Origin of the sequence: Bradyrhizobium sp. 187 (assembly GCF_023101005.1) — a bacterium.
Classification (GTDB): domain Bacteria; phylum Pseudomonadota; class Alphaproteobacteria; order Rhizobiales; family Xanthobacteraceae; genus Bradyrhizobium; species Bradyrhizobium canariense_D.
In genome coordinates this window covers 4160620-4176771 of record NZ_CP064693.1, presented here as the reverse complement: position 1 = coordinate 4176771, position 16152 = coordinate 4160620, and the positions used below count along the sequence as shown (strand labels likewise).

Below are 16152 nucleotides of genomic sequence, written 5' to 3'. Positions count from 1 at the left end.
CCGGCTTCCACCACGAGATCGATGAGCTCGCGGGTCATGCCCCCCGGCCCGAAGCTCATGCGAGTGCGGCGCGCGACGACCCAGCCATGTCGCCGCCGCGCTCGCCACCCATTTTCCGCTGCGGCGAAGTGGGCGCCTCCTGCCCGACACATTCGCCAGACGAGCCCAGGTCCGATCGTGATGCATGGCTCCCGGGTCGCTCGCCCGATAATGGGCGCGCTTGCCTCGTTATAATCTGGACTTTGCAGCGTCGCGGCCTAGATAAAGTGAGCCTTCCCAACCACGGACGTCACGGCCCAGCGCGTGTGGACTGATCGGGGCGCCCTTGCTGGGGCTGTCGATCTGCTCCATACCAGCCGCGGGGTGATTCCGGGATTTCCACCGTTCTGAGGGCGACAAAGGGCCTAAAAAGAGCGTGTCTTGCGCCCATTGGTGCACTGCGCTAAGGCTCAGAACAATTCCAAACTGGACGAATCCGTGGCTGTCCCGAGGCTGCGGGAAAAAGGGCTCGTCAATGAGCGGCATTCTGCAGAACTATCTTCCACTCGTCGTCTTCATAGGGGTAGCGGGCCTCATTGGCCTGGTGCTGCTGATCGCGCCGTTCATCGTGGCGTTCCAGCAGCCGGACCCGGAAAAGCTGTCGGCGTATGAGTGCGGTTTCAACGCCTTCGACGACGCCCGCATGAAGTTCGACGTCCGCTTCTATCTCGTCGCCATCCTCTTCATCATCTTCGACCTCGAGGTGGCGTTCCTGTTTCCCTGGGCGGTGGCGTTCGGCAAGCTTGGCGCGACCGGCTTCTGGTCCATGGTGGTGTTCCTCGCCGTGCTGACGGTCGGGTTCGCCTATGAATGGAAGAAAGGCGCACTGGAATGGGATTGACCCCTACGTCGTCCGCCGGTCCGGTTCTCGCGCCGGCCCCCAAGGGCATCCTGGACCCGTCGACCGGCAAGCCGGTCGGGGCCAATGATCCGTTCTTCCTCGAGGTCAATTCGGAACTGTCCGACAAGGGCTTCTTCGTGGCCGCGACCGACGACCTCATCACCTGGGCGCGCACCGGCTCGCTGATGTGGATGACCTTCGGTCTCGCCTGCTGCGCAGTCGAGATGATGCAGGTCTCGATGCCGCGCTACGACGTCGAGCGCTTCGGCTTCGCGCCGCGCGCTTCACCGCGTCAGTCGGACGTGATGATCGTCGCGGGGACCCTGACCAACAAGATGGCGCCTGCGTTGCGCAAGGTCTACGACCAGATGCCCGAGCCGCGCTACGTCATCTCGATGGGCTCCTGCGCCAACGGCGGCGGCTATTATCACTATTCCTACTCGGTCGTGCGCGGTTGTGACCGCATCGTGCCGATCGACATCTATGTGCCGGGCTGCCCGCCCACGGCGGAAGCGCTGCTCTACGGCGTGCTGCTGCTGCAGAAGAAGATCCGCCGCACCGGCACAATCGAACGCTAAGGTTTTACGTCATGGACGACGCCAAGCTCGACGCCCTGGGGCAGACGATCGTTAGCGCGCTTCCGGGCGCCGCCATCGGTCATTCGGTGGCCTTCAACCAACTCACGGTGGATGTCGAGGTCAGCAAAATCGTCGAGGTGGTCAAGTACCTGCGCGATGACCCGAACTGCCGCTTCATCAACTTCACCGACATCACGGCCGCGGATTATCCGTCGCGCGAAAAACGCTTCGACGTGATCTATCACTTCCTGTCACCGACCCTGAACGCGCGGATCCGGCTCAAGGCCCAGGCGGACGAGACCACGCAGGTGCCGTCGCTGATCGAGGTGTTTCCCGGGGCCGACTGGTTCGAGCGCGAGGCCTACGACCTCTATGGCGTGATCTTCGTCGGCCATCCCGACATGCGCCGCCTCCTGACCGATTACGGCTTCGAGGGTCATCCGCTGCGCAAGGATTTCCCGACCACCGGCTTCCTCGAGGTCCGCTACGACGACCAGGAGAAGCGGGTGGTGTACGAGCCGGTCAGGCTCAACCAGGAATTCCGCAAGTTCGACTTTTTGTCCCCGTGGGAGGGCGCCGACTATCCGGTCCTTCCAGGGGATGAAAAAGCAGGGCCGAAGGTCTGATCATGAACGAGCAACCCGAAGTCCTTCGCAACTTCACCATCAACTTCGGTCCGCAGCATCCGGCGGCGCACGGCGTGCTGCGCCTGGTGCTGGAGCTTGACGGCGAAGTCGTCGCCCGCGTCGACCCGCATATCGGCCTGCTTCACCGCGGCACCGAAAAGCTGATCGAGCAGAAGACCTATCTGCAGGCGATCCCTTATTTCGACCGCCTGGACTACGTCGCGCCGATGAACCAGGAGCACGCCTTCTGCATGGCTGCAGAAAAGCTGCTCGGCATCGAGGTGCCGCGCCGCGCGCAGCTGATCCGCGTGCTCTATTGCGAGATCGGCCGCATCCTGTCGCATTTGCTCAACGTCACCACGCAGGCGATGGACGTCGGCGCGCTGACCCCGCCGCTGTGGGGCTTTGAAGAGCGCGAAAAGCTGATGGTGTTCTACGAGCGCGCCTCCGGCAGTCGCATGCACGCAGCCTATTTCCGCGTCGGCGGCGTGCATCAGGACCTGCCGCAGAAGCTGGTCGACGACATCGACGCCTGGTGCGATCCGTTCCTGAAAGTGGTCGAGGATCTCGACCGGCTGCTCACCGCCAACCGCATCTTCAAGCAGCGCAACGTCGACATCGGCGTCGTGTCGCTGAAGGAAGCCTGGGAGTGGGGCTTCTCCGGCGTGATGGTGCGCGGTTCGGGCGCGGCCTGGGATCTGCGCAAGTCGCAGCCCTATGAATGCTACGCCGAGATGGATTTCGATATCCCGATCGGCAAGAACGGCGACTGCTATGACCGCTATCTGATCCGCATGGAAGAGATGCGCCAGTCCGTGCGCATCATGAAGCAGTGCATCCAGAAGCTGAACGCGGCCGACGGGAAGGGTCCCGTCGTCGTCGAGGACAACAAGGTCGCGCCGCCGCGCCGTGGCGAGATGAAGCGCTCGATGGAAGCGCTGATCCACCACTTCAAGCTCTACACCGAAGGCGTCCACGTGCCCGCCGGCGAGGTCTATGCGGCGGTCGAGGCGCCGAAGGGCGAGTTCGGCGTCTTTCTGATCTCGGACGGCACCAACAAGCCCTACAAGTGCAAGATCCGCGCGCCCGGCTTTGCGCATCTGCAGGCGATGGACCACATCTGCCGCGGTCATCTGCTCGCCGACGTCTCGGCGATCCTCGGCTCGCTCGACATCGTGTTCGGAGAGGTCGATCGGTGATGGCGCAGGCGCCGATCCAGTTTGACCGCGCCTCGGGGGCCCTTGAAGGGGCCAACCTGTGGGAGCGGACGGCTGCCTTGGCGCTGGTGACGGGATCGAAGATCTCGTCGCACTTCTCGCATATGGGCTACATCGCCTGCGCCAATCTGCTGCGCAAGACGCTGCCCGAGCGCAATATCGCGATCAAGCTCAATCCCGACGCCGTGTTCGAATTTCCCTACGGCGATGGCTATTGGAGCAAGCTGCTCAACCGCTCCTACAATTACGAGGACGAGCTGGAGCTGTTGTTCGCCGATTCCATCGACGTCGACTACACGCTGCTCGATTGCGGCGCGAATTACGGCTATTGGTCGGTGCTGGTGTCGAGCAAGCCGTTCGGCTCGCACAAGGCGATCGCGATCGAGCCGTCGGGGCAGAACTATCCGAAGCTTGACAACAACGCCCGCATTAACGCCAGCCGCTTCGAGACCATGAAATGCGCGATCGGCGCGGCCCGTGGCACCGCGCGTCTGTCAGGCACCAAGCACGAGGCCTTTAGCATCGCCGGCGATGCGTCGGCGGGCGGCGAGGATGTGCCGGTCATTGCGCTGGATAATCTGATCGACGACGGCAAGGTCGCAGGCACCGGCAAGTACCTGATCAAGCTCGACGTCGAGGGCGTCGAGATCGAGGCGATCAAGGGCGGCGCCCGGCTGCTCCAGGCCGACAGCGTCATCATGTGCGAGGAGCACGGCAGCGACCGTTCGCACGCGGTCTCGCGCTACATCCTCGAACACACCCCGCTGAAGCTGATCGTCTACGATCCCAGCACCCGACGTATGGAAACGGTGACCGAGCTGTCGATCCTCGACCGCATCAAGGTCTCCACCCACGTCGGCTACAATGTTTTCGGCACCGCAAGCGCATTCTGGCAGGACAGGATCAATGCCCTGAATGCGAAAACAGCGCGCCGCGTGCAGTGAGAGATTGAAGAGATGTCCGTTCGCCGATTAGCACCGAAGGAAGTCCAGCCCGCGAGCTTTGCGTTCACGGAGGAGAACCTCGCGTTCGCCAAGCAGCAGATCGCGAAATATCCGGCCGGACGCCAGGCTTCGGCCGTCATCGCCATCCTCTGGCGGGCGCAGGAGCAGCACGACGGCTGGGTCTCGGAAGCCGCGATCCGCGTCATCGCCGACATGCTCGACATGCCCTATATCCGCGTGCTCGAGGTCGCCACCTTCTACACGATGTTCCAGCTCGCCCCGGTCGGCAAGAAGGCCCACGTCCAGGTCTGCGGCACCACGCCGTGCCGCCTGCGCGGCGCCGAGGATCTGATCCACGTCTGCGAGCACCGCATTCATCACGAGCCCTTCCATCTCTCCAAGGACGGCAATTTCAGCTGGGAGGAGGTGGAGTGCCTCGGTGCCTGCGTGAATGCGCCGATGGTGCTGATCGGCAAGGATACCTATGAGGATCTGACCAAGGAAAGCTTCGGCAAGGTGCTCGATGGCTTTGCCTCGGGCAACCCGCCCAAGCCCGGTCCGCAGAACGGCCGCCAGTTCTCGGCGCCGACCGGTGGGCCGACAACGCTGAAGGAAATCACCTGATGCGTGATCTCTCACCGCCAGTTGAAGGGAGCAGTGTTGTGAAGAAGTGGGGCTTCGTCGCAATGCATTCCGCCGTGGCGGCCACATTCATTTTCCTGCTTCAGCGCTTCGCCCTGAACGCGTCGCTGGAATCCAGTCTGCTCTGGGCGCTGACCTTCGCCGTCTGCGCCGCCGGGCTTGCCTACAAGCAAGCCAACCGTTGATCGGAAAGCACTGACATGCTCGAGGACAAGGACCGCATCTTCAAGAACCTCTACGGCCTCCACGATTGGGGGCTCGAGGGCGCGCGGCGCCGCGGCGCCTGGGATGGTACGAAGAACATCATCGACAAGGGCCGTGACTGGATCATCAACGAGATGAAGGCGTCGGGGCTGCGCGGCCGCGGTGGCGCCGGCTTCCCGACCGGCCTGAAATGGTCGTTCATGCCGAAGGAATCGACCGACGGAAGGCCGAGCTATCTCGTCGTCAACGCCGACGAATCCGAGCCCGGGACTTGCAAGGATCGCGAGATCATGCGGCACGATCCGCATCTCCTGATCGAGGGCTGCCTGATCGCGAGCTGCGCGATGAACGCGCATGCCTGCTACATCTATGTCCGCGGCGAGTTCATCCGCGAGCGCGAGCATCTCCAGGCGGCGATCGACCAGGCCTATGAGGCCAAGCTGGTCGGCAAGGACAACGTCAACGGCTGGCCGTTCGACATCTACGTCGCCCACGGCGCCGGCGCCTATATCTGCGGCGAGGAAACCGCGCTGCTCGAGAGCCTCGAAGGCAAGAAGGGCCAGCCGCGCCTGAAGCCGCCGTTCCCGGCCAATGTCGGCCTGTACGGCTGCCCGACCACCGTCAACAATGTCGAGTCGATCGCGGTTGCGCCGGACATCCTGCGCCGTGGCGCGGCATGGTTCGCCGGCATCGGTCGTCCGAACAATGTCGGCACCAAGCTGTTCTGCATCTCCGGCCATGTCGAGCGGCCCTGCAACGTCGAAGAGGCCATGGGCATTCCGTTCCGTGAGCTGATCGAGAAGCATTGCGGCGGCATCCGCGGTGGCTGGGACAACCTCAAGGCCGTGATCCCCGGCGGCTCCTCCGTGCGCATGGTGCCGGCCGAGCAGATCATCGACACGCCGATGGATTTCGACAGCTTGAGCAAGCTGCGCTCGGGTCTCGGCACCGCGGCCGTGATCGTGATGGACAAGTCGACCGATTTGATCCGCGCCATCGCCCGCATCTCCTATTTCTACAAGCATGAGAGCTGCGGCCAGTGCACGCCGTGCCGCGAAGGCACCGGCTGGATGTGGCGCGTCTTGACCCGCATGGCCGAAGGCCGCGCCCACAAGCGCGAGATCGACATGCTGCTGGAAGTCACCAAGCAGGTCGAAGGTCACACCATCTGCGCGCTCGGCGACGCGGCGGCGTGGCCGATCCAGGGCCTGATCGCGCATTTCCGTCATGAGATCGAAGCGCGCATCGACCAATATTCGCACAAGTCCGACATCGACGATATCGGCGTCCGCGATCCCGTGAACATGGTCGCGGCGGAGTAGAGAGAATGACCAAGCTCATCATCGACGGTAAAGAGATCGATGTCCCCGCCGAATACACGCTGCTCCAGGCGTGCGAAGCGGCCGGCGCCGAGATTCCGCGCTTCTGCTATCATGAGCGGCTGTCGATCGCCGGCAATTGCCGGATGTGCCTCGTCGAGGTGAAGGGCGGCCCGAAGCCGGTCGCGAGCTGCGCCTGGGGCGTGCGCGATTGCCGTCCGGGTCCCAAGGGCGAGCCGCCGGAGATCTCCACCCGTTCGCCGATGGTGAAGAAGGCGCGCGAAGGCGTGATGGAATTCCTTCTGATCAACCATCCGCTGGATTGCCCGATCTGCGATCAGGGCGGCGAGTGCGACCTCCAGGACCAGGCGATGGGCTACGGTGTCGACACCAGCCGCTTCGCCGAGAACAAGCGCGCGGTCGAGGACAAATATCTCGGCGCGTTGGTCAAGACCTCGATGAACCGCTGCATCCAGTGCACCCGCTGCGTCCGCTTCTCGGCGGAAGTGGCCGGCGCCCCCGAAATGGGTGCGACCGGCCGCGGCGAGGACATGGAGATCACGACCTATCTCGAGCACGCGCTGACCTCGGAATTGCAAGGCAATCTCGTCGACATCTGCCCGGTCGGCGCGCTGACCTCGAAGCCCTATGCTTTCGCCGCGCGCCCGTGGGAGCTCGGCAAGACCCAGTCGATCGACGTGATGGACGGCGTGGGATCCGCGATCCGCGTCGACACCCGCGGCCGCGAAGTGATGCGTATCCTGCCGCGCATCAACGAGGCCGTGAACGAGGAGTGGATCTCCGACAAGACCCGTCACGTCGTCGACGGCCTGCGCACCCAGCGTCTCGACCGGCCCTATATCCGCGAAGCCGGCAAGCTGCGCGCGGCGAGCTGGCCCGAGGCCTTTGCCGCGATCGCCGCGAAAGCGGCCCGCACCGACGGCAAGCGCATCGGCGCGATCGCGGGCGACCTCGCTGGCGTCGAAGAGATGTTCGCGCTGAAGGACTTGCTGGCCAAATACGGCTCGGCCAATCTGGCGGTGCAGGGCGGCGACGCCTTCGATCCCGCGCTCGGCCGCGGCTCCTACATCTTCAATCCGACGCTCGCCGGCGTCGAGCAGGCCGATGCGCTGCTCATCATCGGCGCCAATCCGCGGAAAGAAGCGGCCGTGTTCAATGCCCGCATCCGCAAGCGCTGGCGCGCCGGCGGCTTCAAGGTCGGCGTGATCGGCGCCAAGCCCGACCTCACGTACGACTATGATCACCTCGGCGCGGGCACCGACACGCTGGGTGAGCTCGCGGCCGGCAAGCACTCCTTCATGGACGTGCTGAAGAACGCCAAGAACCCGATCATCCTGGTCGGTGCTGGCGCCGCCTCGCGCCACGACGGCGCCGCCATTCTCGCAGCCGCGGCCAAGCTCGCACTCGACGTCGGCGCGCTCAAGGACGGCTGGAACGGCTTCGGCGTCCTGCACGAGAGCGCCTCGCGCGTCGGCGCTCTCGATATCGGCTTTGTCGCTGGTCAGGGCGGGCTGAATGCGGCGCAGATGACGACGTTCGGGACGCTCGATCTGCTGTTCCTGCTCGGCGCCGACGAGATCAAGCCGTCGGACGGCACCTTCGTCGTCTATATCGGCACCCACGGCGACCGCGGCGCCCATCGGGCCGACGTGATCCTGCCAGCAGCCGCCTATACCGAGAAGTCCGCGATCTACGTCAACACCGAAGGCCGCGTGCAAATGACCGGACGCGCCGCATTCCCGCCGGGCGAGGCCCGCGAGGACTGGGCGATTGTCCGCGCGCTGTCGGAGGCGCTCGGCAAGAAGCTCGGCTATGACTCGCTTTCGGCCCTGCGCCAGGCGATCTTCAAGGCCGTGCCGCATCTGATGCGTCTCGACCAGATCGAGCCCGGCTCGGCCGACCAGATCAAGAAGCTCGCGGGGAAGGGCGGCACGACGGAGAAGGCCCCGTTCAAGCCGCTTGTCGAGGACTTCTATTTGACCAACCCAATCGCGCGTGCGTCCGCCGTGATGGCGGAATGTTCGCGGCTTGCCTCCGGGCAGATGCTGACCGCAGCGGAGTGAGCCGATGGAATTCTTCGAAAGCGCATTCTGGACCGGGTTCCTCTGGCCGCTGATCATCATGATCGCGCAGAGCGTCCTGGTGCTGGTCGTTCTGCTGGTGGCGATCGCCTACATCCTGCTCGCCGACCGCAAGATCTGGGCGGCGGTGCAGATCCGCCGCGGCCCGAACGTGGTTGGTCCCTGGGGCCTGCTGCAATCCTTCGCCGACCTCCTGAAGTTCGTGCTGAAGGAGCCGATCATCCCGTCCGGCGCCAACAAGGGCGTGTTTCTTCTTGCTCCCTTGGTCTCGTGCGTGCTCGCGCTCGCGGCCTGGGCGGTGATCCCTACCAATCTCGGCTGGGTGATCTCCGACATCAACGTCGGCGTTCTCTTCATCTTCGCGATCTCGTCGCTGTCGATCTACGGCATCATCATGGCCGGCTGGTCGTCGAACTCGAAATATCCGTTCCTCGCGGCGCTGCGCTCGGCGGCGCAGATGGTGTCCTACGAGGTCTCGATCGGCTTCGTCATCATCACGGTGCTGCTCTGCGCCGGCACGCTGAACCTCTCGGCCGTGGTCGAGGCGCAGCATGTCCGCGGCCTCGCCAGCCTGATCGGGCTGCCGCAGCTCACCATCCTGAACTGGTACGTCTGGCCGCTGTTCCCGATGTTCGTGATCTTCTACGTCTCGGCGCTGGCTGAAACCAACCGCCCGCCGTTCGACCTCGTCGAAGCAGAATCCGAGCTCGTCGCCGGCTTCATGGTCGAGTACGGCTCGACGCCGTATCTTCTGTTCATGCTCGGCGAGTATGTCGCGATTGCCACGATGTGCGCGATGGCGACGATCTTGTTTCTCGGAGGCTGGCTGCCGCCGGTGGACCTGCCGCCCTTCAACTGGGTGCCGGGGATCATCTGGTTCTCGCTGAAACTATTCTTCATGTTCTTCCTGTTCGCGATGGCCAAGGCGATCGTGCCGCGCTACCGCTACGATCAACTGATGCGCCTCGGCTGGAAAGTGTTCCTGCCGTTGTCGCTGGCGATGGTGATCGTGGTGGCCGGTGTGCTGCACTTCGCCGACATCGCGCCGAAGTGAGGGCCGTCATGGGTATCAACATCAACGCCACTGCACGCTCGCTTCTGCTGTCGGAATTCGTCTCGGCGTTCTTCCTCGCCATGCGCTATTTCTTCCAGCCGAAGCCGACGCTGAACTATCCCTTCGAGAAGGGCCCGATCTCCCCGCGCTTCCGCGGCGAGCATGCGCTGCGCCGCTATCCGAACGGAGAAGAGCGCTGCATCGCCTGCAAGCTGTGCGAAGCGGTTTGCCCGGCCCAGGCCATCACCATCGAGGCCGGTCCGCGCCGCAACGACGGCACCCGCCGCACCGTGCGCTACGACATCGACATGGTGAAGTGCATCTATTGCGGCCTCTGCCAGGAAGCCTGTCCGGTCGACGCCATCGTCGAAGGTCCGAACTTCGAGTTCGCGACCGAGACCCGCGAGGAACTGTTCTATGACAAGGCCAAGCTGCTCGCCAATGGCGACCGCTGGGAACGCGAGATCGCGAAAGCGATCGAACTCGACGCGCCGTACCGGTGAGATGAGAGCATGATCCTTCCCGCGCTGTTCTTCTATCTGTTCGCCGGCGTCTGTGTCGCCTCGGCGGTGATGGTGATTGTCTCGCGCAATCCCGTGCACTCGGTGCTGTACCTGATCCTGGCCTTCGTCAACGCCTCCGGTCTGTTCGTGTTGATGGGCGCCGAATTCCTCGCGATGATCCTGATCGTCGTCTATGTCGGTGCGGTCGCGGTCCTGTTCCTGTTCGTGATCATGATGCTCGACGTCGACTTCCTCGAGCTGCGCGAGGGCTTCATCGAATACCTGCCGGTCGGCCTCGTGATCGGCGGCATCTTCCTGTTCGAGCTGCTGCTCACGGTCGGCTTCTGGGTCATCAACCCCGGCGTCGCCAAGACGATCACGGCGGCGATCCCGACCAACGTCTCCAATACCGAGGCGCTGGGCCTGGTGCTTTATACCAAGTACATCCACTACTTCCAGCTCTCGGGCATGGTGCTGCTGGTCGCGATGATCGGCGCCATCGTGCTGACGCTGCGGCACAAGGCGAGCGTCAAGCGGCAGGACATCAACATTCAGAACGCGCGCACGCCCGAAATAGCGATGGCGATACGCAAGGTGGCGCCCGGGCAGGGGCTCCAGGACTCTGACGCGGCGGAGTGGGTAAAATGACGATCGGGCTCGGACACTATCTTGCGGTCGGCGCGATCCTGTTCACGCTCGGGATCCTCGGCATCTTCCTGAACCGCAAGAACATCATCGTGATCCTGATGTCGATCGAGCTGATCCTGCTCGCGGTCAACATCAACCTCGTGGCGTTCTCGACCTTCCTCGGCGACATCGTCGGGCAGGTCTTCGCGCTCCTGGTGCTCACCGTCGCGGCCGCTGAAGCCGCGATCGGTCTCGCCATCCTGGTGGTCTATTTCCGCAACCGCGGCTCGATCGCGGTTGAGGACGTCAATCTGATGAAGGGCTGATCGCATGATCCGGAAAAGTGGACACCGGTTTTCCGACCAGATCATGCGGAAAGAGTAAATCATGGTCCAGGCAATCGTCTTCCTGCCTCTGCTGGGCGCCATTCTGGCTGGCCTGATCGCGCTGTTCGGCGCGCATGCCCGCAACGCCTCGGGCGACACGGTCGAGCATCACGATGATCACGGTCATGGCGCGCACGCCCATGCGTCGGACACGATCAACGAGGATGCGTCGGTCGTCCACGAGACTCATCACGAACCCGGAGATGGCCACGACGACCACCACGTCTCCGAGCCGCCCGCGGCGGGCTCGCGCGCTGCCGAGCTGATCACCACGGCGTTGCTGTTCGTGTCGGCGGCGCTGTCCTGGATGACGCTGGTCGATGTCGGCTTCATGCACCACGACATGCGCATTCCGCTGCTGCCGTGGATCCTCTCCGGCGATCTCCAGGTCTACTGGACGCTGCGGGTCGACACGCTCACCGCCGTGATGCTGGTGGTCGTGACCACCGTGTCCTCGCTCGTGCACCTCTATTCCATCGGCTACATGGACGAGGATCCGAACCGGCCGCGCTTCTTCGGCTATCTCTCGCTGTTCACCTTCGCCATGCTGATGCTGGTGACCGCCGACAACCTCGTGCAGCTGTTCTTCGGCTGGGAAGGCGTGGGTCTGGCAAGCTACCTCCTGATCGGTTTCTGGTACCAGAAGCCGTCGGCGAACGCCGCCGCCATCAAGGCCTTCGTGGTCAACCGTGTCGGCGATTTCGGCTTCGCGCTCGGCATCTTCGCGATCTTCCTGCTGGCCGGCTCGACCGATTTCGAGACCATCTTCCACGCTGCGCCCGGGTTGACCGGCAAGACCATCGACTTCCTCGGCTGGCACGCCGACGCGCTGACCCTGACCTGCCTGCTGCTGTTCATGGGCGCGATGGGCAAATCGGCGCAGTTCCTGCTGCACACCTGGCTGCCGGACGCGATGGAAGGCCCGACCCCGGTGTCGGCGCTGATCCACGCCGCGACCATGGTCACCGCCGGCGTCTTCATGGTGGCGCGCCTGTCGCCGCTGTTCGAACTCGCGCCGAACGCGCAGGCCGTCGTGATGTTCTTCGGCGCCACTACGGCGTTCTTCGCGGCGACCATTGGCCTGGTCCAGAACGACATCAAGCGCATCGTCGCTTACTCGACCTGTTCGCAGCTCGGCTACATGTTCGTGGCGATGGGAGCAGGGGCCTATTCGGTAGGCATGTTCCATTTGTTCACGCACGCCTTCTTCAAGGCGCTGTTGTTCTTGGGCTCCGGCTCGGTGATCTACGCGATGCATCACGAGCAGGACATCCGCAACATGGGCGGCCTGTGGCGCAAGATCCCCTACACCTACGCGGTGATGGTGGTCGGCACGCTCGCGCTCACGGGATTCCCGCTGACCGCGGGCTATTTCTCCAAGGACGCGATCATCGAGTCCGCCTACGCCTCGCACAATCCGTTCGCGATGTACGGCTTCCTGATGACGGTCGTCGCGGCCGGCCTGACCTCGTTCTACTCGTGGCGCCTCATCTTCAAGACCTTCCACGGCGAGCCGCATGACGAGCACCACTACGAGGCCGCGCATGAAGCGCCGATCTGGATGCTGATCCCGATCGGTGTGCTTGCGGTCGGCTCCATCCTGGCCGGCTTCCCGTTCAAGGAGCTGTTCGCCGGTCACGGCATCGAGGAGTTCTTCCGCGAGTCCGTGAAGATGAACCCGCATATCATCGAGGAGATGCACCACATTCCCGAGACCATCGCCTTCCTGCCGACGGTGATGATGGTGCTGGGCTTCCTGGTGTCATACCTGTTCTACATCCGCCGGCCTTATCTGCCGGTCGAGCTCGCGAACACGCAGCCAATGCTGTACAAGTTCCTGCTCAACAAATGGTACTTCGACGAGCTCTACGACATCATCTTCGTCCGTCCGGCGAAGTGGATTGGCTATCAGCTCTGGAAGAAGGGTGACGGCTTCATCATCGACGGTCTCGGCCCCGATGGCGTCTCAGCCCGCGTGCTGGACGTCACCCGCAACGTCGTGAAAATCCAGACCGGCTATCTCTACCACTACGCGTTCGCCATGCTGATCGGTGCCGCCGGCCTGATCACCTGGTTCATGTTCGGCTTTGGAGGCCAGTAAATGACGACCTGGCCAATTCTATCCGTCACGACGTTCCTGCCGCTGGTCGGCGCGCTGATCGTCTATCTCAGCCGTGGCGACGACGAGGCGGCCCGGCGCAACTCGCGCTGGATCGCGCTGTGGACCACGCTGATCACCTTCGCTGTGTCGGTGATCCTGGTCATGCGGTTCGATGCGTCGAGCGCCGACTTCCAGTTCGTCGAGAAGGCGAACTGGCTTGCCACCGGCATCACCTACCACATGGGCGTGGACGGCATCTCGTTGCCGCTGGTGATCCTGACCACCGCCATCATGCCGTTTTGCATCATCGCGAGCTGGAAGGCGATTACCAACCGCGTCCGCGAATACATGATGGCGTTCCTGATCCTGGAAACGCTGATGATCGGCACCTTCTCGGCGCTCGATCTCGTGCTGTTCTACCTGTTCTTCGAAGGCGGCCTGATCCCGATGTTCCTGATCATCGGCGTCTGGGGCGGTCCGCGCCGGGTCTATGCATCTTTCAAGTTCTTCCTCTACACGCTGCTCGGCTCGGTGCTGATGCTGCTCGCGATCATGGCGCTGTACTGGAACGGCGGCACCACCGACATCCCGACCCTGATGCACACCGCCGTGCCGCGCTCGCTGCAGACCTGGGCGTGGCTCGCCTTCTTCGCCTCGTTCGCGGTGAAGATGCCGATGTGGCCGGTGCACACCTGGCTCCCCGACGCCCACGTCGAGGCGCCGACCGCAGGCTCGGTGGTCCTGGCCGCGATCCTTCTGAAGATGGGCGGCTACGGCTTCCTGCGCTTCTCGCTGCCGATGTTCCCGCTGGCTTCGCACGACTTCGCGCCGCTGGTCTTCACGCTTTCGGCCATCGCCATCATCTACACCTCGTTGGTGGCGCTGATGCAGGAGGACATGAAGAAGCTGATTGCGTACTCCTCGGTGGCGCATATGGGCTTCGTCACCATGGGCATTTTCGCCGGTACCATGCAGGGTGTCGCCGGCGGCGTGTTCCAGATGATCTCGCACGGCATCGTCTCCGGCGCGCTGTTCCTCTGCGTCGGCATCGTCTACGACCGCATGCACACCCGTGAGATCGCGGCCTATGGCGGCCTCGTCAACCGGATGCCGCTCTACGCGCTGACCTTCATGGTCTTCACCATGGCCAATGTCGGCCTGCCCGGCACCTCCGGCTTCGTCGGCGAGTTCATGACGCTGCTCGGTACCTTCAAGGTCTCGATCCCGACCGCGTTCTTCGCCACCTTCGGCGTGATCCTGTCGGCCTGCTACGCGCTGTGGCTCTACCGCAAGGTCGTGTTCGGGGCGCTGGTCAAGCCGTCGCTGGCGAGCATGAAGGATCTCACCTTCCGGGAGGGCTTGACGCTGTTCCCGCTGATCGCGCTGACGATCCTGTTCGGCATCTATCCGAAGCCGGTGCTCGACATGTCGGCGGCCTCGGTCCAGCAACTCGTCAACAATTACAACACCGCTGTGACGGCCGTGAAGGCCGCCGCACTGCTCCAGTGAGCGGGCAGGTCAGGATATCGCCATGAGCTTTGAGACTGCAGGTTATCAACTGGCGCCGGTGCTGCCCGAGCTCGTGCTCGCGGTCGGGGCGATGGCACTCCTGATGCTCGGCGCCTATCGCGGGCAGGAGACCACCAAGACGGTCACGACGCTTGCGGTGCTGCTCCTGATCGTTGTCGGCGTGCTCGAATACATGCTGCCCGCGGGCAAGCACGTGACCTTCGGCGGCAGCTTCATCGTCGATGATTTTGCCCGCTTCATGAAGATCCTGGCCCTGATCGGCTCGGCGGTGACGCTGGTGCTGTCGACCGAGTTCCTGTCGGATCCGTCGCGCCGCATCTTCGAATATGCGATCCTGGTGCTGCTCTCGACTCTCGGCATGATGGTGCTGATCTCGGCCGGCGATCTGATCTCGCTTTATCTCGGCCTCGAATTGATGTCGCTGGCGCTCTACGTCGTCGCGGCCTCGAACCGCGACAACGCCAAGTCGACCGAAGCCGGCCTGAAGTACTTCGTGCTCGGCGCGCTGTCCTCGGGCATGCTGCTCTACGGCTCCTCGCTGATCTACGGCTTCACGGGCACGGTGGCCTTCACCGGCATCGCGGCGGCCGCGACGATCTCGAATGTCGGCCTGTTGTTCGGCCTGGTGTTCCTGCTCGCCGGCCTCTGCTTCAAGGTCTCGGCGGTGCCGTTCCACATGTGGACACCCGACGTCTACGAGGGCGCACCGACGCCTGTGACAGCCTTCTTCGCCTCGGCCCCGAAAGTGGCCGCGCTCGCGGTCTTCACCCGCGTCACGCTGACTGCATTTCCGGGCATCGTCTCGCAGTGGCAGCAGATCCTGGTGTTCGTGTCGATCGCCTCGATGGCGCTGGGCTCGTTCGCCGCGATCGGCCAGAGCAACATCAAGCGCCTGATGGCCTATTCCTCGATCGGCCATATGGGCTTTGCCCTGGTCGGACTTGCCGCAGGCACGGTCGAGGGCGCGCAGGGCGTCTTGATGTACATCGTGATCTATGTCGCGATGACGCTGGGCTCCTTCGCCATCATCCTGGCGATGAAGCGGAACGGCCAGCCGGTCGAGCAGATCAGCGATTTCGCAGGTCTCTCTCGGACCAATCCGCTGCTCGCCTTCATGTTCGCGATGCTGCTGTTCTCGCTCGCCGGCATCCCGCCGCTCGCCGGCTTCTTCGCCAAATGGTACGTCTTCGTCGCCGCCATCAAGGCGAACCTGTTCACGCTCGCCGTGATCGGCGTGCTCTCCAGCGTGGTCGGCGCCTACTACTATCTCAGCATCGTCAAGACGATGTATTTCGACGAGCCGGCCGGGCAGGTCGATCCGGTGCGCGTCGAAGTCAAGACGGTGCTGGCGGTCGCGGGCCTGTTCAACATTCTGTTCGCCCTGTTCGCGGGCCCGGTGGTGAGCGTCGCCTCCGCCGCCGCCAAGTCGCTGTTCTAGG

Annotated in this window: 16 protein-coding genes; all 16 read left to right on the top strand. The window is 63.6% G+C overall.

Features of this window, described 5'->3' with window-relative positions:
* The first annotated feature begins 514 nt into the window (after window positions 1-514).
* The 16 genes from IVB19_RS19990 to nuoN all read left to right on the top strand — a co-directional run bounded on the left by IVB19_RS19990 (window position 515) and on the right by nuoN (window position 16151).
* Window positions 515-880 (top strand): NADH-quinone oxidoreductase subunit A, encoded by a 366-nt coding sequence (locus IVB19_RS19990; RefSeq protein ID WP_008136158.1) that lies wholly within the window; start codon window positions 515-517, stop codon window positions 878-880.
* Window positions 877-1458, top strand: coding sequence for a NuoB/complex I 20 kDa subunit family protein (locus IVB19_RS19985; protein ID WP_026232875.1), 582 nt, complete (start codon window positions 877-879; stop codon window positions 1456-1458). The genes IVB19_RS19990 and IVB19_RS19985 overlap by 4 nt, the downstream gene beginning before the upstream one ends.
* A gap of 11 nt (window positions 1459-1469) precedes the next feature.
* Complete coding sequence (locus IVB19_RS19980) at window positions 1470-2084, top strand: NADH-quinone oxidoreductase subunit C (RefSeq protein WP_018455092.1); 615 nt, start codon at window positions 1470-1472, stop codon at window positions 2082-2084.
* 2 nt (window positions 2085-2086) lie between these two features.
* Complete coding sequence (locus IVB19_RS19975; RefSeq protein ID WP_018455091.1) at window positions 2087-3283, top strand: NADH-quinone oxidoreductase subunit D; 1197 nt, start codon at window positions 2087-2089, stop codon at window positions 3281-3283.
* A complete protein-coding gene (locus tag IVB19_RS19970; RefSeq protein WP_018455090.1) occupies window positions 3283-4245 on the top strand; it encodes an FkbM family methyltransferase in 963 nt (320 codons plus the stop codon). The genes IVB19_RS19975 and IVB19_RS19970 overlap by 1 nt, the downstream gene beginning before the upstream one ends.
* Before the next feature lie 12 nt (window positions 4246-4257).
* Window positions 4258-4869 (top strand): NADH-quinone oxidoreductase subunit NuoE, encoded by a 612-nt coding sequence (gene nuoE / locus IVB19_RS19965; protein ID WP_018455089.1) that lies wholly within the window; start codon window positions 4258-4260, stop codon window positions 4867-4869.
* A complete protein-coding gene (locus IVB19_RS19960; protein ID WP_026232874.1) occupies window positions 4869-5072 on the top strand; it encodes a hypothetical protein in 204 nt (67 codons plus the stop codon). Before nuoE ends, IVB19_RS19960 begins: the two co-directional genes overlap by 1 nt.
* 15 nt (window positions 5073-5087) lie before the next feature.
* Window positions 5088-6413 carry an NADH-quinone oxidoreductase subunit NuoF gene (nuoF, locus tag IVB19_RS19955; protein ID WP_018455087.1) on the top strand — a complete coding sequence of 442 codons (1326 nt, stop codon included), beginning with the start codon at window positions 5088-5090 and terminating at the stop codon, window positions 6411-6413.
* Between the two features lie 5 nt (window positions 6414-6418).
* Window positions 6419-8494 (top strand): NADH-quinone oxidoreductase subunit NuoG, encoded by a 2076-nt coding sequence (gene nuoG, locus IVB19_RS19950; protein ID WP_247362609.1) that lies wholly within the window; start codon window positions 6419-6421, stop codon window positions 8492-8494.
* Between the two features lie 4 nt (window positions 8495-8498).
* Window positions 8499-9566, top strand: coding sequence for an NADH-quinone oxidoreductase subunit NuoH (gene nuoH, locus IVB19_RS19945; protein WP_018455085.1), 1068 nt, complete (start codon window positions 8499-8501; stop codon window positions 9564-9566).
* Between the two features lie 14 nt (window positions 9567-9580).
* Window positions 9581-10069, top strand: a complete 489-nt coding sequence (gene nuoI, locus IVB19_RS19940) for an NADH-quinone oxidoreductase subunit NuoI (RefSeq protein WP_026232873.1) — start codon at window positions 9581-9583, stop codon at window positions 10067-10069.
* Between the two features lie 9 nt (window positions 10070-10078).
* Window positions 10079-10717 carry an NADH-quinone oxidoreductase subunit J gene (locus IVB19_RS19935; protein WP_018455084.1) on the top strand — a complete coding sequence of 213 codons (639 nt, stop codon included), beginning with the start codon at window positions 10079-10081 and terminating at the stop codon, window positions 10715-10717.
* On the top strand, window positions 10714-11022 hold the full coding sequence (nuoK, locus tag IVB19_RS19930; protein ID WP_015685769.1) for an NADH-quinone oxidoreductase subunit NuoK: 309 nt from the start codon (window positions 10714-10716) through the stop codon (window positions 11020-11022). Before IVB19_RS19935 ends, nuoK begins: the two co-directional genes overlap by 4 nt.
* A 61-nt stretch (window positions 11023-11083) precedes the next feature.
* Window positions 11084-13183 carry an NADH-quinone oxidoreductase subunit L gene (gene nuoL / locus IVB19_RS19925; RefSeq protein WP_247819834.1) on the top strand — a complete coding sequence of 700 codons (2100 nt, stop codon included), beginning with the start codon at window positions 11084-11086 and terminating at the stop codon, window positions 13181-13183.
* Complete coding sequence (locus IVB19_RS19920; protein WP_018455082.1) at window positions 13184-14692, top strand: NADH-quinone oxidoreductase subunit M; 1509 nt, start codon at window positions 13184-13186, stop codon at window positions 14690-14692.
* A 22-nt stretch (window positions 14693-14714) separates the two neighbouring features.
* Window positions 14715-16151 carry an NADH-quinone oxidoreductase subunit NuoN gene (nuoN, locus tag IVB19_RS19915; RefSeq protein WP_018455081.1) on the top strand — a complete coding sequence of 479 codons (1437 nt, stop codon included), beginning with the start codon at window positions 14715-14717 and terminating at the stop codon, window positions 16149-16151.
* Window position 16152 lies beyond the last annotated feature (1 nt).

Bases quoted from the DNA above. Each gene is read 5' to 3' on its own strand.
- IVB19_RS19990 (WP_008136158.1), top strand. From the start codon at position 515: ATGAGCGGCATTCTGCAGAACTATCTTCCACTCGTCGTCTTCATAGGG.
- IVB19_RS19980 (WP_018455092.1), top strand. From the start codon at position 1,470: ATGGACGACGCCAAGCTCGACGCCCTGGGGCAGACGATCGTTAGCGCG.
- IVB19_RS19975 (WP_018455091.1), top strand. From the start codon at position 2,087: ATGAACGAGCAACCCGAAGTCCTTCGCAACTTCACCATCAACTTCGGT.
- IVB19_RS19970 (WP_018455090.1), top strand. From the start codon at position 3,283: ATGGCGCAGGCGCCGATCCAGTTTGACCGCGCCTCGGGGGCCCTTGAA.
- nuoE (WP_018455089.1), top strand. From the start codon at position 4,258: ATGTCCGTTCGCCGATTAGCACCGAAGGAAGTCCAGCCCGCGAGCTTT.
- IVB19_RS19960 (WP_026232874.1), top strand. From the start codon at position 4,869: ATGCGTGATCTCTCACCGCCAGTTGAAGGGAGCAGTGTTGTGAAGAAG.
- nuoF (WP_018455087.1), top strand. From the start codon at position 5,088: ATGCTCGAGGACAAGGACCGCATCTTCAAGAACCTCTACGGCCTCCAC.
- nuoG (WP_247362609.1), top strand. From the start codon at position 6,419: ATGACCAAGCTCATCATCGACGGTAAAGAGATCGATGTCCCCGCCGAA.
- nuoH (WP_018455085.1), top strand. From the start codon at position 8,499: ATGGAATTCTTCGAAAGCGCATTCTGGACCGGGTTCCTCTGGCCGCTG.
- IVB19_RS19935 (WP_018455084.1), top strand. From the start codon at position 10,079: ATGATCCTTCCCGCGCTGTTCTTCTATCTGTTCGCCGGCGTCTGTGTC.
- nuoK (WP_015685769.1), top strand. From the start codon at position 10,714: ATGACGATCGGGCTCGGACACTATCTTGCGGTCGGCGCGATCCTGTTC.
- nuoL (WP_247819834.1), top strand. From the start codon at position 11,084: ATGGTCCAGGCAATCGTCTTCCTGCCTCTGCTGGGCGCCATTCTGGCT.
- IVB19_RS19920 (WP_018455082.1), top strand. From the start codon at position 13,184: ATGACGACCTGGCCAATTCTATCCGTCACGACGTTCCTGCCGCTGGTC.
- nuoN (WP_018455081.1), top strand. From the start codon at position 14,715: ATGAGCTTTGAGACTGCAGGTTATCAACTGGCGCCGGTGCTGCCCGAG.